Source organism: Acinetobacter sp. YH12023 (genome assembly GCF_013420135.1).
Taxonomy (GTDB): Bacteria; Pseudomonadota; Gammaproteobacteria; order Pseudomonadales; family Moraxellaceae; genus Acinetobacter; species Acinetobacter amyesii.
In genome coordinates this window covers 102718-125367 of the sequence record NZ_VOYU01000012.1, presented here as the reverse complement: position 1 = coordinate 125367, position 22650 = coordinate 102718, and the positions used below count along the sequence as shown (strand labels likewise).

The 22650-nt window shown below is 41.1% G+C and carries 25 protein-coding genes; 11 read left to right on the top strand and 14 right to left on the bottom strand.

The features are described from left to right. Nucleotides 1-215 precede the first annotated feature (215 nt). Complete coding sequence (locus tag FTT92_RS13575; RefSeq protein WP_180172371.1) at nucleotides 216-1589, bottom strand: dihydrolipoyl dehydrogenase; 1374 nt, start codon at nucleotides 1587-1589, stop codon at nucleotides 216-218. 141 nt (nucleotides 1590-1730) lie between these two features. On the opposite strand from FTT92_RS13575, the gene FTT92_RS13570 reads away from it, so the two are divergent. Further along, complete coding sequence (locus FTT92_RS13570) at nucleotides 1731-3731, top strand: Ig-like domain-containing protein (protein WP_180172370.1); 2001 nt, start codon at nucleotides 1731-1733, stop codon at nucleotides 3729-3731. 152 nt (nucleotides 3732-3883) lie between these two features. On the opposite strand, the gene FTT92_RS13565 is transcribed toward FTT92_RS13570, so the two are convergent. Then, nucleotides 3884-4306: a beta-lactamase hydrolase domain-containing protein gene (locus FTT92_RS13565; RefSeq protein ID WP_180172369.1), complete on the bottom strand. Its 423-nt coding sequence runs from the start codon at nucleotides 4304-4306 to the stop codon at nucleotides 3884-3886. Then, nucleotides 4299-4634, bottom strand: a complete 336-nt coding sequence (locus tag FTT92_RS13560) for a TIGR01244 family sulfur transferase (protein ID WP_180172368.1) — start codon at nucleotides 4632-4634, stop codon at nucleotides 4299-4301. The genes FTT92_RS13565 and FTT92_RS13560 overlap by 8 nt, the downstream gene beginning before the upstream one ends. A 124-nt stretch (nucleotides 4635-4758) precedes the next feature. Between FTT92_RS13560 and FTT92_RS13555 the strand changes: the two genes are divergently transcribed. The 3 genes from FTT92_RS13555 to FTT92_RS13545 are packed head-to-tail and all read left to right on the top strand — an operon-like array spanning nucleotide 4759 to nucleotide 6528. Continuing rightward, nucleotides 4759-5655 (top strand): alpha/beta hydrolase, encoded by an 897-nt coding sequence (locus FTT92_RS13555; protein WP_180012069.1) that lies wholly within the window; start codon nucleotides 4759-4761, stop codon nucleotides 5653-5655. Next, entirely contained in the window at nucleotides 5656-6087 is a 432-nt protein-coding gene (gene trxC, locus FTT92_RS13550; protein ID WP_180172367.1) for a thioredoxin TrxC, read from the top strand. 21 nt (nucleotides 6088-6108) lie between these two features. Next, nucleotides 6109-6528, top strand: coding sequence for an acyl-CoA thioesterase (locus tag FTT92_RS13545; protein WP_180172366.1), 420 nt, complete (start codon nucleotides 6109-6111; stop codon nucleotides 6526-6528). A gap of 67 nt (nucleotides 6529-6595) precedes the next feature. Here the strand turns inward: FTT92_RS13545 and FTT92_RS13540 are convergent, their stop codons facing one another. The 3 genes from FTT92_RS13540 to FTT92_RS13530 all read right to left on the bottom strand — a co-directional run bounded on the left by FTT92_RS13540 (nucleotide 6596) and on the right by FTT92_RS13530 (nucleotide 8248). Then, on the bottom strand, nucleotides 6596-7096 hold the full coding sequence (locus FTT92_RS13540) for an ester cyclase (RefSeq protein ID WP_180172365.1): 501 nt from the start codon (nucleotides 7094-7096) through the stop codon (nucleotides 6596-6598). 132 nt (nucleotides 7097-7228) lie between these two features. Continuing rightward, nucleotides 7229-7732 (bottom strand): DUF4442 domain-containing protein, encoded by a 504-nt coding sequence (locus FTT92_RS13535; protein ID WP_180108113.1) that lies wholly within the window; start codon nucleotides 7730-7732, stop codon nucleotides 7229-7231. Between the two features lie 27 nt (nucleotides 7733-7759). After that, complete coding sequence (locus FTT92_RS13530; protein WP_078191316.1) at nucleotides 7760-8248, bottom strand: YajQ family cyclic di-GMP-binding protein; 489 nt, start codon at nucleotides 8246-8248, stop codon at nucleotides 7760-7762. A 92-nt stretch (nucleotides 8249-8340) separates the two neighbouring features. Between FTT92_RS13530 and FTT92_RS13525 the strand changes: the two genes are divergently transcribed. Then, nucleotides 8341-8655 (top strand): rhodanese-like domain-containing protein, encoded by a 315-nt coding sequence (locus tag FTT92_RS13525; RefSeq protein ID WP_078194202.1) that lies wholly within the window; start codon nucleotides 8341-8343, stop codon nucleotides 8653-8655. A gap of 34 nt (nucleotides 8656-8689) precedes the next feature. Here the strand turns inward: FTT92_RS13525 and mnmC are convergent, their stop codons facing one another. The 4 genes from mnmC to FTT92_RS13505 are packed head-to-tail and all read right to left on the bottom strand — an operon-like array spanning nucleotide 8690 to nucleotide 12146. Then, the gene (gene mnmC / locus FTT92_RS13520; protein ID WP_180172364.1) at nucleotides 8690-10645 is read right to left on the bottom strand and encodes an FAD-dependent 5-carboxymethylaminomethyl-2-thiouridine(34) oxidoreductase MnmC; all 1956 of its coding nucleotides are present in this window, start codon (nucleotides 10643-10645) and stop codon (nucleotides 8690-8692) included. A gap of 37 nt (nucleotides 10646-10682) precedes the next feature. Beyond that, the gene (locus tag FTT92_RS13515) at nucleotides 10683-11198 is read right to left on the bottom strand and encodes a hypothetical protein (RefSeq protein WP_180172363.1); all 516 of its coding nucleotides are present in this window, start codon (nucleotides 11196-11198) and stop codon (nucleotides 10683-10685) included. A gap of 5 nt (nucleotides 11199-11203) precedes the next feature. Then, entirely contained in the window at nucleotides 11204-11506 is a 303-nt protein-coding gene (locus FTT92_RS13510) for a YciI family protein (protein WP_078191312.1), read from the bottom strand. A 28-nt stretch (nucleotides 11507-11534) separates the two neighbouring features. Next, nucleotides 11535-12146 carry an inner membrane-spanning protein YciB gene (locus FTT92_RS13505; protein ID WP_180172362.1) on the bottom strand — a complete coding sequence of 204 codons (612 nt, stop codon included), beginning with the start codon at nucleotides 12144-12146 and terminating at the stop codon, nucleotides 11535-11537. A 44-nt stretch (nucleotides 12147-12190) separates the two neighbouring features. Here FTT92_RS13505 and FTT92_RS13500 point away from each other — a divergent pair, with 44 nt between their 5' ends. After that, nucleotides 12191-13042 carry a PHP domain-containing protein gene (locus FTT92_RS13500; RefSeq protein ID WP_180172361.1) on the top strand — a complete coding sequence of 284 codons (852 nt, stop codon included), beginning with the start codon at nucleotides 12191-12193 and terminating at the stop codon, nucleotides 13040-13042. A gap of 98 nt (nucleotides 13043-13140) precedes the next feature. On the opposite strand, the gene FTT92_RS13495 is transcribed toward FTT92_RS13500, so the two are convergent. Then, entirely contained in the window at nucleotides 13141-14052 is a 912-nt protein-coding gene (locus tag FTT92_RS13495) for a bestrophin family protein (protein ID WP_078191309.1), read from the bottom strand. Nucleotides 14053-14127: 75 nt separating this feature from the next. After that, complete coding sequence (radC, locus tag FTT92_RS13490; protein ID WP_180172360.1) at nucleotides 14128-14829, bottom strand: DNA repair protein RadC; 702 nt, start codon at nucleotides 14827-14829, stop codon at nucleotides 14128-14130. A gap of 112 nt (nucleotides 14830-14941) precedes the next feature. Here radC and coaBC point away from each other — a divergent pair, with 112 nt between their 5' ends. Then, complete coding sequence (gene coaBC, locus FTT92_RS13485) at nucleotides 14942-16213, top strand: bifunctional phosphopantothenoylcysteine decarboxylase/phosphopantothenate--cysteine ligase CoaBC (protein WP_078191307.1); 1272 nt, start codon at nucleotides 14942-14944, stop codon at nucleotides 16211-16213. Between the two features lie 391 nt (nucleotides 16214-16604). After that, a complete protein-coding gene (locus FTT92_RS13480) occupies nucleotides 16605-17126 on the top strand; it encodes an Asp-tRNA(Asn)/Glu-tRNA(Gln) amidotransferase subunit GatC (protein WP_078191306.1) in 522 nt (173 codons plus the stop codon). 118 nt (nucleotides 17127-17244) lie between these two features. Here FTT92_RS13480 and dusA read toward each other — a convergent pair whose 3' ends face one another. After that, nucleotides 17245-18276, bottom strand: coding sequence for a tRNA dihydrouridine(20/20a) synthase DusA (gene dusA, locus FTT92_RS13475; RefSeq protein WP_180172359.1), 1032 nt, complete (start codon nucleotides 18274-18276; stop codon nucleotides 17245-17247). 284 nt (nucleotides 18277-18560) lie between these two features. On the opposite strand from dusA, the gene FTT92_RS13470 reads away from it, so the two are divergent. The 3 genes from FTT92_RS13470 to FTT92_RS13460 all read left to right on the top strand — a co-directional run bounded on the left by FTT92_RS13470 (nucleotide 18561) and on the right by FTT92_RS13460 (nucleotide 21323). After that, nucleotides 18561-19976 (top strand): methylenetetrahydrofolate reductase C-terminal domain-containing protein, encoded by a 1416-nt coding sequence (locus FTT92_RS13470; protein WP_180094848.1) that lies wholly within the window; start codon nucleotides 18561-18563, stop codon nucleotides 19974-19976. 194 nt (nucleotides 19977-20170) lie between these two features. Next, entirely contained in the window at nucleotides 20171-20581 is a 411-nt protein-coding gene (locus FTT92_RS13465; protein WP_180010992.1) for a hypothetical protein, read from the top strand. A gap of 97 nt (nucleotides 20582-20678) precedes the next feature. Next, complete coding sequence (locus FTT92_RS13460; protein ID WP_180022580.1) at nucleotides 20679-21323, top strand: HEPN domain-containing protein; 645 nt, start codon at nucleotides 20679-20681, stop codon at nucleotides 21321-21323. Nucleotides 21324-21375: 52 nt separating this feature from the next. Here the strand turns inward: FTT92_RS13460 and FTT92_RS13455 are convergent, their stop codons facing one another. Beyond that, nucleotides 21376-22572, bottom strand: a complete 1197-nt coding sequence (locus tag FTT92_RS13455; protein WP_180172358.1) for an MFS transporter — start codon at nucleotides 22570-22572, stop codon at nucleotides 21376-21378. Between the last annotated feature and the right edge of the window lie 78 nt (nucleotides 22573-22650).

Here is a 22650-nt window from a genome sequence, read left to right as displayed (position 1 = left end):
TCCCGAACTCAGAAGTGAAACCTCTTAGCGCTGATGGTAGTGTGGGGTTACCCATGTGAGAGTAAGTCATCGCCAGCTCATTATTCGAAACACCCCCTGACTCGTGCAGGGGGTGTTTTTTTATGTGGGGAAAAAGGGAAAGGAAAAAGATAGAGGGGGATACGGAAATTAAGCGTTGGATATCCAACGCTATAAGTTTACATAGAATGATAAAATTATCTTAACTGACGTCGTGCATGCTTTAATGCTGTTCTTAACCCTTCTTCTAAAGTTGGATGATAGAAAGGTTTATCCAAAATTTCATGTATGCTTAGTTCTTCTGAAATCATCCAAGCTAGCAAATGTGCTAAATGTTCAGCTTCTGCACAGAATAGCTCAGCTCCTAATAGTGTATGGTTAATTGTATCCACATATACTTCGGCAGCCCCTTTATTTTTAGCAGTAACAATCGCACGACCTTGTCTTTCGTAAGAAACGAAACCAATGACGAATTCTGTGTTTTTATCTTGTAGTTGCTTATAGCTTTGACCAATAGTTGCCATTTGTGGTGTAGAAAATAAGATGCCTAAAGGTGTTAGCGTCTTGATGGATTTAGTTTGTGGAAAATTTAAACAGTTTTGTACAGCAAACTTGCCTTCATGAGCTGCTTCGTGTTGGATAGGGGTATTGGTATGTGCATCACCGACGATAAAAATAGGATAATCTGCTAATTGCTTTGTATGAGGGTCGATCGGTAATTTTTTTAAATCTTTAAATTCGGCACTTATACGTTCTAAACCTAATGTATTTAATAATGTATGTCTGCCAGTTGCAGCTAAGACATAGTCAACTTGTAGCGTTTTTTGTACGTTTTCTTCAGTGTAGGTTAGATGAACTAGATCGCCTTCAACAGAGTAATGTTCAGGTAAAATTTCAAACTTTAGCTTTAACTCTTTACTTAATTCTTCCTGTGCGAGCTTTTGCAATATAGGGCTACTCAGTGAGCCAATTTTTCGACTACGTGCAAAAACGGTTGTGTTTACATTGAGGCGTGTTAAAGCTTGCGCTAATTCCAAAGCGATGACGCCACTTCCAATAACTGCGACAGATTTTGGGAGTTGTTCTAATTCAAATATCTGATCGGATGTAATTAATTTATCGCCTAATATTTGTTTTTGTTCTGTATCTATAGCAGGCGTTGTACCTACTGCAAGGATAAATGATTTTGCTTTAAATGTTTGGTTATTTACTTGAATGGTATTTGAATTAATAAATTCAGCTTTTCCTGAAATTTTATGTTGGCTTGGCCAACTTTCAACATCTTTTAAAGTGGCTCGTGTAAAACGATCACGTAAGGTTTGAACATGTTGCATGACGCTAGAGGTATCAATTTCACTTTTGACATCTAGCCCTAAATTATCAGCATATCCTATTTCGTACATACGGTTGGCAGTAGAGATAAGTATTTTACTGGGCATACAACCGACACGTGCACAGGTGGTGTCCCAAGGACCATCATTAATGATAAGAATATTTTGTGTTTTTTTAATTGCTTCTTTATAGGCTGAAATGCCTGCTGTTCCTGCACCGATAATGATGATGTCGTACATAAAATTCTCCTTCATTCTTCAAATTTAACATATCAAACATTTGTCTTCCTTTTGTTTACATAAAGCTATAACTATGGTTACATAGCTACCAATAAATATTTATAACAACTCTATATATATTGAGGGTTTTAGGGGAATTCCATGCAAAAAAAACAAGTGACTATGAAACTGTCAGCTGTAGCTTTAGCCGTATTGTTGGCTAGTTGTGGTGGTGGTGGTAGTGATGGTTATTTTAATCAAGGGGAAAGTAATAACGGGAATGGTTCTGGTACCGATAATGGGATTGAAACGCCTGTAGTTGCAAAATTAAATATTACAAATGTTGAACTTGCTGATAGTAATAATCTGAAAACTACGATCTTGACGATTTTAGGTGCAAGTGCGAGCGTAAAAGTAACTGATCAAAATGGACAGCCAGTAAGTGGTGCACTCGTTACGTTTACTGGTGAAAATATTACATTTGAAACTTCAAATGCAACAGTTCTTTCAAATGCTGAAGGTGTTGCTAAAATTGGCATTAAGCCGACCGATGAAACAAAAACAGGTATTTTTAAAATATCTGCAAATGCAGAGCTTAATGGTAATACGGCGAATACAAGCGATTCATTTGTTTCTGTTGAAGCACTGAAAACAAAATTTGATAATTTAACTTTTGATCAATCAAGTATTGATGCTGGTGGAACGGTTAAAATTAGTTTAACAACTGTTGATGCTACTTCAAATGCTGTACAAAATAATGTACAAGTCAATTTCAAAGCTGATTGCGGTACGTTTACGAATAGTTCAGTAAATTCAAATCAAGGTTTGGTTGAAACAACATATACTGCAATTTCATCAGGTGGTCAGCTTTGCTCAAGCACCCAAGCAATTACAATTACTGCGAATAATGGTGCAACCACCACTACTAAAAATATTACAATAAATCCTATTAAAGCCAATTCACTGGTTTATAGTTCAGGTGAAGTAAAACTTGGTGCTGCAAATAGCGGCTCAAGTGCATCTGGTAAAGTAGAATTTACAGTTTATTCAAATAATTTACCTGCTAAAAACCAAGATGTCTTGGTTGAGCTCATTTATGCACCAACTGATTTGAGTTTTATTGCATTACATAATAAAACACAGAAAGTTATTAAATCTAATGATGACGGTAAAATTGTAGTTGATATCTTCCCTGGTAGCTTACCTGGCCCTGTAGAATTAAAAGCAACATTAGTCAGTGATACAAGTGTCAGCGCATTAACTAAAGATGTTTCAGTGGCAACAGGCCGTGTTACACAAAATGGTTTAAGTCTATCTGTATCAAAAAATGCATTACAATGGGATGTTGATGGGGATAAAGCGACAATCGTTGCACGTTTACGTGACCGAGTAGGTAATAAAGTTCCTGATGGTACAGTTGTAAGTTTCGTTACTGAAGGCGGTAGCATCACGCCTAACTGTTCAACAGCAGATGGTGAATGTAGTGTTGTATTGCAGACTCAAAATCCACGACCTGCAGATAACCGTGTAACGGTATTGGCATATGTTGAAGGAGATAAGTCTTATATCGATAAAGACTCAGATAACCTATACACTGCAGGTGTGGATGAGTTAACAAGTAATATTGGTGACTTCTTCCGTGATGATAATGAAAACACGATTTTTGAAGCGGCTTTAGGTGAGTTTTTATATAAACGTGGAGCTGTAGGGAATACATGCGCGGCTAGTACATTTATTCAACCAAATATATCGGGTACATGTAACACTGAATTGTCAGCAGTCATTCGCCAACAACTGGTATTTTCATTTAGTAATGATGTTCCAACCATTACAAACCTAGCTGTATCAGAGACTAAGTCAAACTTCACTTTTAAATTATTTGGTAATAGTGCGCAATCTGTTCCAATGCCAACGGGTACAACTGTTGCATTGAAAGCTGAAGATAATACCAAAGACAATGAAAAGTCTTGTTCAGCAGAGCTTTGGAGTGGTAATGCCGCTGTACCTTCAGTATTCAACTTGCTTACGCCATCTACATTCTCTTCAAGTTCACAAGTGTTTTACTCTTACCGCTTAAAAGAATGTGACTCAGGCGATAGTTTAGTGCTTTCTGTGACAGCTCCGACAGGACAAATCACAAAACAAGAATATACGATTCGTTAATAAATAAAAAACAGCGCTTCGGCGCTGTTTTTTATTGTAGGGACTGTTCAATTCAAAGTGTAGTCCCGACACTTACACCAACGGTTGGACGTACATTCATAGAATTACACCCTGTTAGCAACAACGTTGTAAATAAAACGGTAAACACGAATTTATTCATTGAGCAAACCTTGAGCCTTAGCTTGATTGAAAAGAGCTGTCGAACGAGAGCCGCTGCGACAAATCATCAAAATGGGTTTAGGAAGCTCATTATAGTATTTGGCAAATTCCTTCACGTCTGTTTGAGAAATTTTACCGCTTTGCACTGGTTGATACACAACACTCACATTAGATTTTTCAGCAATCCCTCTTAACTGTAAAACAGTCACTTCATTGCCTGTCTCATTATCTGGTCGGTTCACAATCACAGATTTAAATTTAAGTTGTTTGAGTAAACTTGAAAATTTATCTGTGGTCATTTGCCCTGAGACACTTAAATTTGCATTTAAGGGTTGACTGCTATTATCAGCAAATGTGGGTGCTGAAAAGACGCAAGTTGCGATCAATAAAGCTTTTTGAATGAAAGCCTTAGTCATCCAAAAGATCCATCTGTTTTGCTAGTTGATATAGGTTATTTGAACGATTACCTGTACGGCAGAACATGAGCACTGGCTTTGGCAATTCATTATAATGATTAGCAAAGTTACGGACATCTAGCTCAGAAATTTGACCTGCAACAACAGGTTGATGAACATAGTCTAAACCAGCGCTACGAGCTGCTTCTTCAATTTGAGCACTGGTTGGTTGCTCCGGACCACCTTCCATGTCAGGGCGGTTATTGATAATCGATTTAAAGCCTTTTTCAACCACTTGCGCTACATGTTCTGGGCCGATTTGACCTGCAAAACCAACATTTTCGCTCATTGAGTCACTCCATAATTTAATTCATAGATTTATGCTTTATGATAGCATTAAGCACAAACTTGAGCAGAATGTTCTTAAATTTTTATAAGCGATTACAACCATAAAATAACGCAATGGAGCGCGTATGCACGCCTATACAGTCGAACCACTGTATGTCAAAAGCGGACAAGATGTTATAGCTGCTGACTTTTATCGTCCAAAATCTGTTGAAAAACCTGCAGTCATTCTCATGGCACATGGTTTAGCGGCATTACGCCAATTTAAATTAGTGCAATATGCAAAACGCTTTGTACAAGCGGGTTATGCTGTCGTGTTGTTTGATTATCGCTATTGGGGTGGCAGTACAGGGCGTCCGAGAGAGTTGGTGAATCTTAAAGCTCAACTTGAAGATTGGCGGACCATGATCGATCATTTACAGCAGCGTAAATCGATTGATTCGAGACGCATTGTATTATGGGGAACATCGCTGAGTGGTGGCTATGTACTTAGTTTGGCGGCAGAGCTTAAAAATATTAAAGCGGTGATGGTACAAGTCCCATTTGTCGACGGCGCTGAAAGTGCAAAATTGTATCCCTTACAGCAATTACCTAAAGCGTTAAAATTATCGAGTCAGGACTATATGGGGTCTAAAGTTGGGATGAGTCCAACGACTTTACCTGTAGTTCATCCACATCGATTGTGTTTTTTACAGTCTGAAGATAGTTATGCCGGCTATTTATCGCTTGTCAATCCTGATTTTTATTGGAGTGGCGAAATTCCAGCTCGGGCCTTTTTTAAGTTAATCCGTTATCGCCCAATATTAGATGTACGTAAAATTAGTATACCAGTACTTTTTATTGCAGCCAAAGAAGATAGTTTGATTCCCATCGAATCAAGCCGTGAAACTGCGACCAATATTGCACCGTATGTGCAGTATTATGAGTGGGAAATGCAACATTTTGATATTTATCATGGGCAATGGTTTGAAAAAGCCATGGCAACCCAATTAGAATTTTTACATCAACATGTTGGAGTCAGCTAAATGATCGTTGTGTGTCCTAAATGTGGTGCAAAAAACCGTGTACCTGAAGAAAAACTCGAAGTTGGACCTGCATGTGGTCAATGTCACCAAGCATTGATTCCACTGGCGCCCATCGAGTTGAATGGAAATAACTTTGCCAACTTTATTAGCAATAGTGATTTACCTGTGCTGATTGATTTATGGGCTGAATGGTGTGGACCATGTAAGATGATGGCGCCACACTTTGCACAAGTTGCAAAATCAAATCCGAAGGTGGTTTTTGCCAAAATTGATACCGAAGCAAACCCTCGATTGAGCGGTGCATTTAATGTTCGTAGTATTCCTACACTGGTTTTGATGAATAAAACCAACGAAATTGCTAGAATAAGTGGTGCAATGCGTGCTGGTGAGTTACAACAATGGCTCAACCAGCAGTTAAATCTACCTCAATAAATGTCAGCGCCAGGAGCTAAAGTGTCAGAAACTCATGTAAAACCTGAAGGAACGCTTTCCCTACAAACCATCGCGATGCCTGCAGACACCAACTGGAGTGGTGATGTTTTCGGTGGTTGGATCGTGTCACAAATGGACTTGGCCGGTGCAATTCACGCAGAGCGTTTCAGTCAAGGACGCTGTGCAACGATTTCAATTAACCAAATGACCTTCCTCGTTCCAGTGAAAGTCGGGGATGTCATCAGTGTATATACCAAAATTTTAAAAGTGGGTAATACCTCTATCCAAATGCAGATTGAAGTTTGGGATAGTCACGACAGTTCACGTGATCCAATTCGCGTAACCGAAGGTGTATTTACATTTGTCGCTGTCGATGTGAAAGGTGCTAAGCGTCAAATTCCTGCGGATGCAAAAGCTAAATTTGTTGCAGATCAAGCTTAATTAAAGTTAGACGCAAAAAAAAAAGCCGCTCAATCGAGTGGCTTTTTTATGAATAGTGACTGAGAAATTAGAACATTGTATTTGAATTGGCACTGGTTTCAGGAATGCTCTGTTGCACATCCCAATGTTCGACGATCTTGCCATTTTCAACACGGAAGATATCAATAATGGCTTCTCCACGGTCTTTATTATTTTGCGTAGAGTGCACATGTAAATAGACCAAATCACCTTCGGCAGCAGCACGTTTGATCTGGTTTTTTGCTTCAGGATTTTGTTTAAAATACTGGGTGAAGTAATCGACAAATGGCGCCTTGCCATCAGGTACATGCGGATTATGTTGAATATATTGATTGCCAATATATCGGTCAGCATATGTCTTAACCTGATGTTTAAGAAAGACACCTTCATAAAAATCGATGACGATTTTCTTATTTTCCGCCGCTTGGCTGGTTTGAATATTGCTTTCAGCCGCTTGATTTGGAGTCGCTGGCGTTGCAGGAATAGTACTTTGACATGCAGTTAAAAAAACCGCCATGCTGATGAATGAAAGGGGAATGATTTTTTTCATAAAGTGCTCAATATATTTGTGTCGTGCAAGCATATTGAGCGGAATTACGGCGTATAAATAGTAAAAAACAGTCTTGATTTTGCTGAAATTTGGTAAAACTTATACTTACTTAAAAGTAAGTTTTATTTACATTTATTTATTTTTCAGAGCGGATTTTGCCACCCACGCCCAAAGCATTTCACATTGAATCGGTGCTTCACCAGATTCATCGGTGACTAAGACCTGTACTAAGGTTTCACCTTTTTCTGTGCTTTGCATTTGTCGTTGCTGTTCGGGTGTAAGCGTTGCGATGGCTTTCATCCCACCTTGGGTTGGACGTTTAAAATCAACTTTGAAGCTTTTAATCAGGACAATGGCACTGTCTGGGACGTTCATTGCTGTGACAAAGCCTGTGGCTGTTTCTGCGATCAGCGCCATGGCACAGGCATGTACTTGCCCGATATGGTTTTGCATCGCCTTATGATTGGCGATGCTCACCTCAACACGCTCAGGGCTGACATGTTGATAACGAATTTTAGCGGTACCGACCATAGGCACGACGCGACCAAATGCTTGACTGAGCAAACGACTCTGAAGACCTTTCGGTAATTTAGATGATGCGTTTACGATTTTATGTAGGCGGTTTGGTCGTGTCATGTCGTCCTCTATGGCAAATGTAATGCCTTAGTCTTTAAAGTTATTAAATTGAAGCGGCACACCAAACTGTTGCTCTTTTAAGAACGCCATCACTTGTTGCAAAGTGTCACGTTTCTTGTCAGTCACACGAATTTTGTCGCCTTGAATAGAAGATTGCACTTTAATGCCGCTTTCTTTAATGGCTTTATTGATTTTTTTTGCAGTATCAGAGTCAAGACCGTCTTTTAGTTTGATCACTTGAATGACGTTTTTACCAGAAGCCGTCATTTTTTGTGGATCCAGTGCTTGAATGTCTACTTTACGTTTGAAGAAATGATTTTCGAGCATGGTATACACTTGTTCACATTGGAAATCGCTTTCTGTTGAGATTTTGATTTCCTTATTTTTCTCATTTAACTCAATTGAAACGTCATGACCGCGGAAGTCAAAACGCGTCGCAATTTCTTTTTGCGTGTTTTGAACTGCATGATTTACTTCAAAAACTTCTAATTCGGAAACAATATCAAAAGAAGGCATAGATTAGACCTTTACAAAGGGAAAGAATATCTGAGATGCTAGGGATGTTTTCTTCATTTGCCAAGTGTTGTTTACATCAAAAGGAGTGCGCAATGATCCGTAAACAAGAAATTACAACATTTGAGTTCCCAGAAGACTCGATTATCTGGGATGTTCGCGATGCAAGTGCTTATGCTGAAGCACATGTGAAAGGTGCGGTTAACCGACCGATCAACGCATTGTCATCAGATGCACTGACTCAGGTGTCAACGGATCAACCCATTTACATTTTATGTGGTGGTGGAAGTAAAGCTCCACGTGCAGCAGAGTTACTAGAGGGTTTTGACAGCTCACGTGAATATGTAATATTAATGGGCGGCACGCGTGCTGCTCGTGATGCCGGTCTTCCTTTGGAACAAGGGAAATGAGATCGAATCAAAAAAAGCGCCGAAAGGCGCTTTTTTATTGCAGGTTATTTTTTTGAGGTGGAGATGACGGCATCTGACCCTGAAAATAAGGCTTCTTAGTTTTTTGTTTGGCTTTGGCGCGTCGTATAAAACGTGCTGCATGAATTTTATCGAGTAGCTGTGTTGGAATAGGGCAGGCTTCTTTTAAGACCAACGCGGCAATGATTTCACTACAGAGCGGGGCATACAGGAAACCTTTAGAACCGAGTCCACTACAGCTATAAATTTGCTGATCTTCATGGACTGCACCAATTACTGGGAAAAAGTCTTTTGTCTGTGCGCGAATTGCGGCACGTCCTTGCCATTGCTCAATCGGTGCTAAGGTTTTGGCAAAGTCAGGGAACACACTGTGGATAAGTTCATAGTTATGCACATGATCTTCTGTGAGAACGTCGGTGTCATCACGGCCGGGATAAAATGACGCGCCCATAATCATCTGTTCGGCATCCAGTTGCATACAATAGCCCCCATAACTATAGGCGGTACGCATATCCATTTGTTGAGCGGGATTGTTCAACCAACTGACTTGTCCACGAATGGCACGCAGTTCTGGATAATCTGTTTGTAGCTGCATGCTCTCACGTGCAGCACAGAGAATGACATGCTCGGCAGATGGAAGCTGCTGATCCTGTGTAAATAGCGCAACGCCATTGTGTTGCTGCTCAATGCGTTGAATATCTGCTTGTAACAATTCAATGTGTGGATGTGCCAAGATTTGGTCACGAAGCTGATGAGGACTGACCGCGCCTGCTTGTTTTAAGAGCAGGGTTGGAAATGTTGAGGCTAATTGATTTAGCGTGCCTTCTTCAGCAGCTAATACCTCTGAAGGATAAGCTTGAGCTAAATCTAGGTGTTCTGCTTTATTTTTTAAAATAGATTGGTGAATCTGTAAGGGACGAAATGCCTTGAAGTTTTGATAATGCTTGAGTGCATATAACCAGCTCAAGGTCATCAAATGTTCAGCACTTTGTTCAATTGGACAGAGTTTAGGGTTGAGTAGGGCAAGAGGATTACCCGACCCACCGCTGAGTGGTGCTGATTTCTCGTAAATACGCACTTGATGCCCACGTTGAGCAAATGCCCAAGCACAGCTTAAACCGGCGATGCCAGCGCCAATAATCGCGATTTGACGGGGCTTATGACCTACAGTGATTTCAGGATTTTTTTTTTCGTCTAAAGTGGGACAGTCAGCAACTACGGATTGATCATCTAACTTTTCAGGTGCGAGCCAAAAGGCTTTGAGCATTTCACGCTTATGAGCAAAGCCACGTGGTCGTGTAATGGTAATACCATGCTCACGTAGGCCGCGTTTCAGTACACCTGCCACACTAAATGAGGCGAAGGTCGTCCCAATGTCCGATAGACGTACGATATTTTTGAGTACGTTTTCTTCCCACATGTCAGGATTACAGGCGGGTGCAAAACCGTCCAAGAACCATGCATTGACCGTAGCAGTTTTTGCCACGACCGGAAAAACATCGTGTGCATCGCCTAACCAAAGATCAATTGAAAAACGTTCTTCTGGAAAATTGAGTCGATGACATCCCGCAATAGGTTCAGGATATTGCGCAATCAGTTGCTGTGCCAAAGGTTGTAATTCAGGCCATGCATTTAATGCACGAATGAGGTCTACTTTAGATAAAGGGAATTTTTCTACAGAAATAGCATGCAGATGACTGTGATTATCTGGACGAACCTGTTGCCATAATTGCCACAGAGCCAAAATATTTAAGCCTGTACCAAAACCTGTTTCGCCGACACTGAAATATTCAAAATCATTCAGTACCGCAAGGCGAGTGTCGAGGTCATTCCCTTTTAAAAACACATGACGTGTTTCGAGCAGGCCGTTGTCCTTCGAAAAATACACATCACCAAACTGTTTAGACACTGGAATATCAATGCCATCGATCATTTGCCAATCGAGATCGGCAGTCTGAATTGCACCTGACAAAACTCAAGCAACCTTTAAATTGAAGTAGAAAAATGAATTACCATTGACGACGACGTTTGGTATAGACGTAACTGGCCAACAAGAAACCTAAAATCACGCCAACACCAAGTGTGGTCCCGCCGTATAAAAACATCTGCGCGCTACGTTCACTTTGCAGCACTTGTACTTGTACGCCCAAGCTATCATTTTTAAGTTGTAATTCTTGGTTTTGCGCCAAGGCTTCAAGGTTAGCTTTTTCTAACTGTTGTAAGCGTGCAGATTGGTCTTTGACCATTGCTTTGACTTTGGCATCTTGTAGCGCTTTATTTTTTGCCAATTGTTCAATGGTCAATGGATTCGCATCTTGAGGTTGACCATTGGGATTGACGGTTGCCGCCACTTTAATGATGCCCGGTTTATTGGCAGGAATGGTATGCGGCACAGGATTGGGAGGAGGTGTTGCAGTCGTTGCTTGAGCAGCAGGGGCTACAGCAGGTGCAGGAGCCGGTTCTTCAGCCCATGCAGTTGAACAAATTAAAGATAAGCCCAGTAAACTAGAAACAACGACGCGCATGAACCTTATCCTTTAGGAAATGCTTTGTTAAATGGTTTGACATCAATTTGGCCATAAACCCCTTCTTTGAGGAAAGGTTCATCTGCCAACCATTGGTCTAGGGCTTCACGACTATCAAAATCGACAATGATCGTACTGCCATAAAAACCAGCTTGCGGGTTTGCCGGATCTTTAGGCATCGCACCTGCAACAATCAGACGACCTTCATCATCAAGTTTTTGTAGACGTTCAAGATGTTGAGGACGAACCGCAAGGCGCTTTTCCACTGTACCTTCATTATCTGTACAGCTTACGACGAATAATGGCATGACTTTTCCTGATTTTTGACCGAATGGATTATTCTGAGGTCTTAAAGTATTTACGTAATACAATAAACTGAATAATGATAAAGGAAAACATCACGATCATGTCACCAAAAGCAGTGAATTCACCCCAATATTTTCCGTCTGCAAACAAATAAGCGAAAAAGGTGTGTAAACATGACATCACCACGAACATTGCAGCCCATGCATAGTTCAATCGTTTCCAACCGACAGCGGTTAAATTTAAGACTGGACCAAATAAACGTTCGATGAGTGGTTTCTTATCTTTATTAAATAGTGGTGAAAGTAAAAACGCCCCTGCGAAAACTAAGTTCAGTAAAACGGCTTTTAAACGAATATAAAAATCATCGCTTAGCATCAGGGTAATACCACCAAATATCACGGTCATAAACAACACAATCCATTGTTGTTTATCTAGACGGAATTTTTGCATGACAAACAATGCACCATAAACCACCAGCATGGAAATGATGAGACCTGATGTTGCCACAAGAATGTTATTGTTATCGACACCCCCAGCAGAACCAATCAATTGTAATAATGGGTGCTGCGTATCTTTTGGATCTACAGTTTTATATAAATAAAAGAAAATAATGAGTGGCACAAAGTCTAAAAGTGCTTTCATGTTAGAGTATCTAAATCTGATCAAATAAATGACATAGTATAGAGATGCAAGGCGTAGATTTACATACACACAGTAATATTTCTGATGGTACTTTGTCACCAGAGGCTCTGGTGCAGGCTGCAAGTGCTATTGGAATTCATACGCTGGCTTTGACTGATCACGATACGATGGACGGATTGTTGGCTGCAGAGCAGGTTGCGCATGAATTAAAGCTGCAATTAATCTCTGGTGTGGAGATTTCTAGCCAGTGGTCGAGACCTGCGACCAAAAAAAGTTATGGTGTGCATATCGTCGCTTTAAATATGCAAAATCCTGCGCCCTTACAAGCCTTATTGATGGATCAAAAGCGTATTCGAGCGGAACGTGCTCGGCAGATTTGTGACTTACTGATACCGTTAATTGGTCAAGATATTTATAGCGATGTGATTGCCAAGGTTGACCATATACCAGATCGGGTAACACGTACTCATATTGCCAAAACTTTGGTGGAAAAGGGGGTAGTTTCACGTCCACAACAAGCTTTTGATAAATATATTAAAGAAGGCAAAAAAGCTTTTGTAAAATTTGAAGGTCCAAGTCTTGTTGAGACCATTGAGGTGATTCATGCCAGTGGTGGCTTTGCAGTGTTAGCGCATCCAACGCGTTATGATTTATCTGCGACCAATATTCGTTATTTGATTGAAATCTTTGCTGAAGCGGGCGGTGATGCAGTGGAATTACCACCAGCAATTGAGCCATTATCGACTCGTCAAATGGTGGATCGTATGATTGCCGCCTTTAACTTAAAAATTTCTGTTGGCAGTGATTTTCATGGCGACAATATGCCATGGATTAAACTCGGCAATATCCCTCGAGTGAAAGAGGGGCAAGTTGGAATTTGGGAGAGCTTTGCTTAAAGCTTTGCGCGATGATTGCTCTCACTTACATATCTTCGATGTACAAAAAAAAGTGTACGACAAAGCTATGTAAGCGAGGGTTTAGACTCATTGATCAATTACAGTAAATTATGATCTTTGGCTTGAATTGGTGGTGGGGTGGGTTTACCTAAAGTCCCCAGTAATTCAATTTCAATAGTACGCACCATCGAGTCCAATGGAAGGTCATTACTTTGTGTACCAAAGGGCTCTTCAATCTCTGAACTCAGCGCATCTAAGCCTAAAAATGTATAGGCTAAAATTCCGACCAAAAGGGGGGTTGCGAGACCTAAAGTAGAACCCAAGCTAAAGGGTAAGACAAAACAGAAAAAATAAACGGTTCGATTCAGCAAGACCGAATAAGCAAACGGTAATGGCGTGGTGGCAATCCGGTCACAGCCTGTTTGTACGGTGCTGAGTTCCATCACATGCTGATTCATCTGGGTATAAATAATATCTGAAATTTCACCATCTTTAAGCGCCTGCATTAGCTCCCATTGAATCAAACTCAACGTGTACTGCGGTGCATTGGCTTGTTGGTATAACTGAGTGATGGCATTCGCGCTCATGCCGCTGGTTTCAACTAGTTCAGTGGGGTTGGCGGTTTGATGGCGGAGTCGGTCACGCAAAACATTGGCAAACACAATCACATGTTGGATCACACGTTCACGACGGCCTTGACTGAGTAAACGGCAGTCACGGTCAAAATGGCGTGCATTGGCAATTAAAATGCCCCATAAACGCCGAGCTTCCCACCAACGGTCATAGCAGGCTGAGTTTTTAAAGCCTAAGAAAATCGACAGCACAACACCGATTAGGGTAAAGCCGACCAAAGGAAATTCGGTAAAATGAAAGATATCGACATAGGATAAGCCGCCCACAATGGCAGACAGCAACATAACGATCCCGAGCGGCGGTAAAACCTTAGGTAAAATCGTTCCTCGCCAAGAAAATAGCAGTTTAAAAATACTCGGTTGGTCACGGACGATCATGTTCGAATGATAATTTCTAGTTTTAAAAAATTATGATGATCTTCGGGTTTGCTCAAGCACTTGTCAATAACTGTTTCATGCAGATGAGTGTGCTTGGAGCAAGCCATGTTCAGCAAAGGAAAAACTCCCTTCTGTTGAGATAATGCAATGATCGATCAGTCGAATTTCCACCAGCTGACAAGCCTGCTGAATGAGCCGAGTCAATTCAAGATCGGCAGCAGAAGGTTCTGCGCGACCGAAAGGATGATTATGTGCAATGACAATACTGCTGGCGTGTTCAGAAATGGCATATCGCAGCAGTTGATTGATGGAAATTTCACAGGTATTGAGGCTGCCATAAAAAAGTTTTTTAAAGTTTATTTTTCTTAAATGCGCATCTAGGCAGAGCACGCCAAAGACTTCTTGACGTTCCGATAAAAATTCAAAGCGAAGAAAATTTTGTAATTGTTCAGAATGTTGCAATTCTAAGGCTTCATTTTGAAAATGCTGACTCACATAGCGTTTACCGAGTTCTTTTACCGCCATGAGCTGCGCATATTTACTATTTCCGATGCCATGAAACTGGCGTAAATCCTCAAGTGACGCATCCATTAGCGCTTGCAACTGACCAAAATGTTGAATCAAGAGTCGTGCGAGTTCGACAGCAGAGTGCTGCTGGGAACCAGAGCGTAGGAAAATAGCCAGTAACTCAGCATCGGATAAACTTTGTGCGCCTTGATGAATCAGGCGCTCACGTGGGCGCTCTTGTTCAGGCCAATTTTTAATTGAATTATTCATTATTCTTAGACTTTTTTATTATCAGTCAATCGGCTTTTTCACAGCAGATTGTTGGGTCAGTGCATATTTAATGCTATTGTGAGCGCCACTGCAACAGATAGGTAGCCTGTTCGTGAGCTTTGATTTAAGTGTAATGCCCACAAAAAATATTCTTTTAGGTGTCACTGGTGGTATCGCAGCCTATAAAAGTGCCATTCTTGTCCGTCGATTAAAAGATGCCGGATTTGATGTGCGCGTGGTGATGACTCAAGGTGCGCAAGCCTTTGTGACCCCGCTAACATTTCAGGCGCTTTCAGGCAACCCTGTGCATACCGAATTACTCAATCCCGAAGCAGAAGCGGGCATGGGGCATATTGAATTGGCACGTTGGGCTGATTTGGTATTGGTTGCTCCTGCAAGTTGCGACACGCTGGCAAAATTTGCGGCGGGTTTAGCAGATGACCTTCTTTCTACACTTTATCTTGCAACAAAAGCACCCGTTTGGGTTGCCCCTGCGATGAATCAGCAAATGTGGGCAGCCAAAGCGACACAGCGTAATTTAAATACACTGGTTGAAGATGGCGTACATGTGATTATGCCCGATGCCGGTTCTCAAGCCTGTGGAGATGTAGGCTTAGGACGTATGCCTGAGCCAGAAGATTTGGCGGATCAAGTGACGGCCTATTTTCATCAAGCACAGCGAGCCATTGCTGAAAAATTTGGCATGCTTGCAGGCAAACATGTGGCGATTACAGCTGGTCCTACACGTGAGTCGATAGATCCTGTACGTTATATTTCTAACCACAGCACAGGTAAAATGGGGTTCGCACTGGCAGCGGCTTGTTATGCGGCTGGTGCTAAAGTAACGCTGATCGCAGGACCTGTCAGTTTAGATACACCAAATGGTGTGCGACGGATTAATGTGCAGTCTGCAATTAAAATGTTAGAGACCAGTCTGCAAATGTTGGATGAAGGCTGTGATATTTTTATCGCAACAGCAGCTGTTGCCGATTATCGCGTGGCAGAAGTTGCAGAGCATAAAATCAAAAAAGCTGGTGATGAACTCAATGTGGCATTAATTAAAAACCCAGATATCGTTGCAACGATTGCGCAGCAGTCAAAACGTCCATTTATGGTTGGATTTGCTGCCGAGACACGCAATGTCGAGGAGTATGCCGCAGGCAAACTTGTGGCGAAAAAACTCGATATGATCGCGTGCAATGATGTCTCACGTAAAGATATTGGTTTTGCTTCAGACGAAAATGCCATGACCGTGTTCTTCGCCGATCAATATCAAATGGAAAAACGTGATTTAGAGAAAGCGTCAAAACAAGAAATTGCACAGCAATTGGTGGAAGCTATACATGATGCGCTACATCATGAGCCTGAAACGGACGATGAATAATTTCAGTTGATTCCTTAAAAATCCCCGCAATGTTCGGGGATTTTTTTATGGCGCATTTAAGATGTTTTATTTCAGGATTTATATTGAATAAATCATAATAGGATCGATTTCATATTGAAAATATGAAGGCTAGGAAACCACTACCAAAATGGTCATTTTCAACAAAAATATGTCAGCATGAGACCAAGGCTGTCAGTGTTTTAAAACAGAAAAAATGCAATTTAAGTGATTGATATCAAAATTAAATATAAAATTGAGAAATCTTGATAATTTGGCTTGTACTGTGTGTTTTATTGGCTATTATGAAGCAAACAATGAGGAATGTTTGGATCGGAATCTGTGATCGGTCTGACTTTTTCATCAAGAATAAATGCATCATGGGGGATGCAATATGTTTCGATGGCTCACCATTTTTTTACTGTTGAGTTTGGCTGGTTGTAGTTATTTTGTCTCGACAGATGAATTATCTCGGCAGATTGAGCAGCAGATGCAGCACGAGTTTGATCAGAATCCAGATTATCGGCAGTACCATTTACGGATTCAAAATATAAAAGTATTAGAACGTAAGGGATTAAGTTTTAAGGCTCAGGCGACGTTGCAATACGATGGTCAGCCTTATACTGTTTTGGTCGATATTTACAAAGATTTGCAAGGTTATGCATGGAAAATAGATGAAGAACAATTTGCCTTCATTGACGAAGCTGAAATTGCAAAATATCAGGCGCAGTTAGATCAAGAGTTGAATCATTTGGTTGAGGAATTGGAACAGCCAACCGAGGAGGTTGAGCCTGTTACATCGGCGCCTGAGAGCTATGTGGGTTTGCGTGAGGAAGAAGATCCATCAGATTATCAATGGACTGGCTATGATGATGAACCTTTTCCCAAAGGGAACATTACGGTCAATAGTCATTGAGCAATGATGTGACTGTTTAGATGATTTAGCTGAGTTGTGACGATGTTGCTAAACACGTACTTTGTGAGGCATGAAAATAAAAAAGCCCGCAAAAAAGTGGGCTTTTACTTTTAGAAGATTAATCTTCTAAAACGACTTTAGGATGATCACGTAAATAGTCTTCTGTACGTTGCATTGCATCCTTAATATTTTGGATGGCATTTTCCACATCGGCAAAGGTTTTGGCATTGCCACCACTTAAAGCCTGACGCCATTTTCGAGCACCCGGTAGGTTTTGGAATAAACCTAAAATATGACGGGTAATGATAGAAAGTGGCGCACCTTCTTCCATGCGTTTCGCAATATATGGCAGCATCTGATCGATAATATCGAAACGGTTAGGTAATTCGAGATCCCAAAGCTGACCGATCTCAGCCAATAAGTAGGGGTTGTGATAAGCCTCACGACCAATCATCACGCCATCAACATGTTGTAAATGTTGCTGTGTTTCAGCAAAGGTTTTCACCCCGCCATTAATTTCGATCAATAAATTTGGACGTTCTTGTTTCAGACGATAAACATCTTCATAACGTAAAGGTGGCACATCACGGTTTTCTTTTGGCGACAAACCTTGCAGCAGGGCAATACGAGCATGCACGATAAAATTGTCACAGCCAGTCTTTGCAACCGTATCAACAAAATGCAGCATTTCTTCATAAGACCGCATGTCATCAATCCCGATGCGGTGTTTCACGGTCACTGGAATATCAACAGCATTTCGCATTTCAGTAATACATTCTGCAACCAAATCAGGCTCTGCCATCAAGCATGCGCCAATTTTATTGTTCTGAACGCGGTCACTCGGACAGCCGACATTGAGGTTCACTTCATCATAGCCCCAGTCCTGTGCCATCTTGGTACAGGTCGCTAAATCTTTAGGATTTGAACCGCCAAGCTGTAACACAATCGGGTGTTCTTCGTTGTTATAGTCCAAATGACGGTTGGCGCCGCCAAATAAAATCGCACCTGTGGTGACCATCTCGGTGTAGAGAATCACATTAGGGTTAAACAAGCGTGCAAAGAAACGATAGTCACGAGTCGTCCAATCCATCATCGGCGCAACACTAATTCGTGGTTGAAGTTTATTTTCAATGGGTTGGAGATCAGTCATTAAAAAAACACGCCTTAAAAGAACAAGATGGAAGAACGAAATGGAAAATGGTGAAGAAATACCAAAAGCTGTCTGAAATACGATGAAAAAAACCGCATTTCAAGACGCGCGCAATATTAGCATAAATTGTGGTTTGGGGCATGGTCTTGCTAGCGTGACATATTCAAGGTCAGGCTAGAAAAAGTCGGAAGTGTGGCTTAAGTAATTTAAATTTTTATGTGATTAATCTATAATTTTATAAACTTTATTGTATGGTTTCTCAGCAGATTTAACTGCCTGCCTTTATGTCTTTATTTTCCCAATATCTATTGCAACGCCAGTTTTGTATCTCGTTTGAATATCTAACGACGCAAAAAACGCATCTGGTCCCAACGACATTTGCAGGCTTTCCTGTGTGCATGACATTGGCTGACCGAGTACAAAGTGACACGGATATTGCTCCTTTAGAAGCAATGCAAGACTACCCTCAAAGCATTGAAAAAATTCTGCATTATTCGGGGAAAGGTCGAGATATCTCAGATTTTCAAACTTTTCTGAAAGATGCTCAGCAGCACGGGGTAGAGAATTTACTTTTGCTCAGTGGTGATAAACTCAAGCAGCATCAGGATGGGGCAAATGATCCGACTCTACGGAGCCGTTATTTAGAGTCGGTCAATCAAGTCATGGCAGCCAAAGACTATGGCGGGTTTTATTTAGGGGTAGCATTTAATCCTTTTAAATATGCAGAAGCAGAAAAGGATGCGCAGTATTTTAAACTGAATAAAAAAATTCAAGCTGGCGCTGACTATGTGATTACACAGTTGGGCTTTGACATGGATGTGTTGAGCAGTTACCAACGCTATATGCAGCAATATTATCCACGTGTGCCTGTACTGGCTTGTGTCATGCCGCTGACATTTGCCCGTGCCCGCTTTATGGCCAAGCAAAAAGTCGCAGGCATCGTGCTTTCAGCAGATGTATTAAATTTTTTGCAACAAGAACAGCAAACTGACGCCATACAAGCTGAACAAAATGTCTATGCACGCTGCGCTTTACAAATTTTAATGTGTCAGCATTTGGGCTATGCAGGGGTTCATTTATCAGCTTGCCATAAAGTGGAAGAGCAAGAGAAGTTGCAAAAAGCAATTTTGCAATTTGCCACATTAACGTTTGAACAGTGTTTAGCAAAATGGAAAATGCTTTGGCGCTCTAGTGTAGATGTGAACTTCCACCCGACGGGCGCAAATAACCATAAAGCTCCAGTTGAACAAGTTTTGAAATATAAAAGTATGCATGTCATGCATGAGTTATTTTTTAGTTCAAAACTGGCCAAAGGGGTGGGATCTTATATTTTTGCGGCCAAATTATGGCAAAAACCGAAAGCTGATGCAGCCTTGCTGAAAACAGAATTTATCAGTAAACATGGTATCGTGGGCTGTGAAAGTTGCGGACAATGTCGTTTAGGTGAAACCTTGTATATTTGCCCAGAAACCTGCCCCAAAGGATTAGCCAATGGACCCTGTGGTGGCTCCAACCTTGACCGCTGTGAGTTTGAAGACCGTGAGTGTATACACTCGGTCAAAGCGCGGTTGGCGAAAGCCGTGGGTCAAGAAAAAATGCTGAAGCAAGAGCTCATCCCTACCGTTGCAATTGAAACTCGCCATAGTAGCTCTTGGAAAAACTGGTTTGTTCCACCGAATTCGTCACCAACAAAACAATAATTAACTTAAAGCATTATTCAGTCTGAAACCTTCATAAATGTGAATCTTTCAAGCGCTAATCATTCTAAAAATCAGACGAATAGTCGTATAAAAAAATGAAAAAGATGAAAGAAACAATTAAGATCAACAGCAGATGAAAATCAAAAATCAAGAATTAAAAATAGAAATTTGAAGAATTTGGGGAATACCACATGATGAAAAAGACCTGCTTAGGAATAGCTTTAGTTTTCACATTGTCAGGCACAACAGGCTGTTCAGTTGTCATGGCAAGTAAGCAGCCAAACAAGAAAAATACCGAAATGATTCAACAAGGGCTGTCTCGTAACTTGGTGATTGCTGAATTTGGCGCACCGATCACCTCTGAATATAAAAATGGCAAACGCCATGAAATTTATACCTTTACCCAAGGTTATTCGACTGCCAGTAAAGTGGGGCGTGCGTTTTGGCATGGTGCGGCAGATGTGGCGACTGTGGGTTTATGGGAGCTTTTCGGAACACCTGCCGAATCCGTTTTTAATGGAAAGAAAATGTCTTATGAATTGATTTTTGATGAAAATGGTCTTTTAGAACGTTATACCTATCTCACACAAGATGAGACCAAATAGTTGAATACAGAGATATTTTGATTGCATGCTGCTAAACAATTGCGCTAAGTTCAAATGGTAGAAAAATAAACGAATTATCCATTGGAATTTAGCAGGCATGATGCTACTTGAAGAAATATTTAAAAGTAAAAAGTCGGAACATACCGACCAATTTAATTTACGCATTCATCGAGGTTTAAGTTGGCTGAAAAAGTCAATTGATCTTCAAGATGATCTCGATTTGCAATTTATAAGTTTGTGGGTGTCCTTCAACGCAATATATGCGCAAGACTTACAGATTGCGCAGGACAAGCAAAGCTTAAGGCAGTTTTTATATGTGATCTGCCAAAAGGATGCAGAGCATAAAATCTACAATATTTTATGGGAACGTTTTAGTCAGCCGATACGGTTGTTTTTGGATAATCCCTATGTTTATCAGGGATTTTGGGATTATCAAAATCAAAAAATTAGCCATGACGCATGCAAAGAGGGCTTGGCGCATGAAAAACAAAAAGTACTGCACGCGCTTAAAGAAAAAGATTCCGTTGATATTTTAATGGTGCTGTTCAATCGCATGTATACGCTACGCAATCAAATGGTTCATGGCGGCGCGACCTATAAAAGTTCGGTCAATCGGAAACAGCTTCAAGACGGCTGCACAATACTGTTGGCACTCTTACCGGTGTTTATGGTGATTCTTTTGGAAAATGCAGAAACCTTGGATTTAGGCAAACCCTTTTATCCTGTGGTGCAGGTCAGTTAATTTGTAAAAATAAAGCCACTTATTGTGGCTTTATTGCGGTGATGAATACTTCTCATTGTGGATATTTTAGTTGCCGCGAAGTATAGAGTTGATCGATCAATACAAAAAAACCAGAAGCAATCACTAAGGCAATCCCTGTCATGCAGGTGGTGGTCCAGCCGCCATGATGCCATGCAAATACGCCCAAAGCTGAACCACATGCACCACCGACAAAATAAAAAGTCATGTAAATTGAATTGATTCGAGAGCGTGCAATCGGGTTGAGTTGGAAAATAATATTTTGATTACAGCTATGCACCATTGCCAAACCTAGATTGATTAAACCATAGCCCAAAATATAAAAAGCTATAGATGATCCACCCAAATACAGCAGTCCCCAACTGAGGGCCAAGATGCTGCAACCGAGCCAAGTTAATTTTCGGTTGAAACCCAAATCCGCCCAACGCCCAATCCACTGTGTCGATAGGGCACCAAATACACCAACTAAAGTCACAACACCGACCCAAACATCGGCCAATTGAAAAGGTGGCTCAGTCAGTAACATGGCAATGGTGGAAAACAGCATACTCATCGCGGCAAAGACACAGCCTCCAATTAGAGAACGGAAAATTAACCGTGGCTCATGTTTGAGTAATGCGCCCATGGATTGGAAAACTTGGCTGTAGGGCATCCGTGTGATGCTGACCACGGGCAAACGTTTTTTGAGTAAGACGGCTAATACCAACATCAAGAGAGCACTGAGGATGTAAATCGATTTCCAATGAAATAGATAGGACAATAAGCCAGAGAGACTGGTTGATAACAGAATGCCGACCAATAACCCACTCATTAAAAAGCCAACAACTGCCCCAATTTTTTCAGGTCGAATCGCAACCGTGACCAAAGGGATGAGGACCTGAGCAGCCACTGAAAATAGCCCGGTGATAATGGTTCCTGCCCAAAGCATGTATAGATTGGTTGAAAAAGCACAGAGGGCTAAACCCACAGTCGCTCCAAGCATGAGCAGAGGAATAAATTTGGCTTTATTCACAATATCGCCAATCGGCACAATAAACAGTAGACCCAAAGCATAAGAAATTTGCGCAAAGGTGACGGTTAACGCCACTTCTGATTGTGGAATCTGAAAGCTCTGTTGGATAGAAGCGACTAAAGGTTGGCAATAATAATTGGCACCCGCACATAAACCACATGCAGCAGCCATAAGCCACAACAGGGTTTTATCATGGCTAATGTCGATCGAGGCTTTCATAAATTGTCCAGATATTGGGCGGAAGCGTATACAAAGAATTTGCTGCCACGCTGTTGTGGTCACTATAAGGAAAATCAA

Bases quoted from the DNA above. Each gene is read 5' to 3' on its own strand.
- FTT92_RS13575 (WP_180172371.1), bottom strand. From the start codon at position 1,589: ATGTACGACATCATCATTATCGGTGCAGGAACAGCAGGCATTTCAGCC.
- FTT92_RS13570 (WP_180172370.1), top strand. From the start codon at position 1,731: ATGCAAAAAAAACAAGTGACTATGAAACTGTCAGCTGTAGCTTTAGCC.
- FTT92_RS13565 (WP_180172369.1), bottom strand. From the start codon at position 4,306: ATGACTAAGGCTTTCATTCAAAAAGCTTTATTGATCGCAACTTGCGTC.
- FTT92_RS13560 (WP_180172368.1), bottom strand. From the start codon at position 4,634: ATGAGCGAAAATGTTGGTTTTGCAGGTCAAATCGGCCCAGAACATGTA.
- FTT92_RS13555 (WP_180012069.1), top strand. From the start codon at position 4,759: ATGCACGCCTATACAGTCGAACCACTGTATGTCAAAAGCGGACAAGAT.
- trxC (WP_180172367.1), top strand. From the start codon at position 5,656: ATGATCGTTGTGTGTCCTAAATGTGGTGCAAAAAACCGTGTACCTGAA.
- FTT92_RS13540 (WP_180172365.1), bottom strand. From the start codon at position 7,096: ATGAAAAAAATCATTCCCCTTTCATTCATCAGCATGGCGGTTTTTTTA.
- FTT92_RS13535 (WP_180108113.1), bottom strand. From the start codon at position 7,732: ATGACACGACCAAACCGCCTACATAAAATCGTAAACGCATCATCTAAA.
- FTT92_RS13530 (WP_078191316.1), bottom strand. From the start codon at position 8,248: ATGCCTTCTTTTGATATTGTTTCCGAATTAGAAGTTTTTGAAGTAAAT.
- FTT92_RS13525 (WP_078194202.1), top strand. From the start codon at position 8,341: ATGATCCGTAAACAAGAAATTACAACATTTGAGTTCCCAGAAGACTCG.
- FTT92_RS13515 (WP_180172363.1), bottom strand. From the start codon at position 11,198: ATGCGCGTCGTTGTTTCTAGTTTACTGGGCTTATCTTTAATTTGTTCA.
- FTT92_RS13510 (WP_078191312.1), bottom strand. From the start codon at position 11,506: ATGCCATTATTCGTCGTAAGCTGTACAGATAATGAAGGTACAGTGGAA.
- FTT92_RS13505 (WP_180172362.1), bottom strand. From the start codon at position 12,146: ATGAAAGCACTTTTAGACTTTGTGCCACTCATTATTTTCTTTTATTTA.
- FTT92_RS13500 (WP_180172361.1), top strand. From the start codon at position 12,191: ATGCAAGGCGTAGATTTACATACACACAGTAATATTTCTGATGGTACT.
- FTT92_RS13495 (WP_078191309.1), bottom strand. From the start codon at position 14,052: ATGATCGTCCGTGACCAACCGAGTATTTTTAAACTGCTATTTTCTTGG.
- radC (WP_180172360.1), bottom strand. From the start codon at position 14,829: ATGAATAATTCAATTAAAAATTGGCCTGAACAAGAGCGCCCACGTGAG.
- FTT92_RS13480 (WP_078191306.1), top strand. From the start codon at position 16,605: ATGTTTCGATGGCTCACCATTTTTTTACTGTTGAGTTTGGCTGGTTGT.
- dusA (WP_180172359.1), bottom strand. From the start codon at position 18,276: ATGACTGATCTCCAACCCATTGAAAATAAACTTCAACCACGAATTAGT.
- FTT92_RS13470 (WP_180094848.1), top strand. From the start codon at position 18,561: ATGTCTTTATTTTCCCAATATCTATTGCAACGCCAGTTTTGTATCTCG.
- FTT92_RS13465 (WP_180010992.1), top strand. From the start codon at position 20,171: ATGAAAAAGACCTGCTTAGGAATAGCTTTAGTTTTCACATTGTCAGGC.
- FTT92_RS13460 (WP_180022580.1), top strand. From the start codon at position 20,679: ATGATGCTACTTGAAGAAATATTTAAAAGTAAAAAGTCGGAACATACC.
- FTT92_RS13455 (WP_180172358.1), bottom strand. From the start codon at position 22,572: ATGAAAGCCTCGATCGACATTAGCCATGATAAAACCCTGTTGTGGCTT.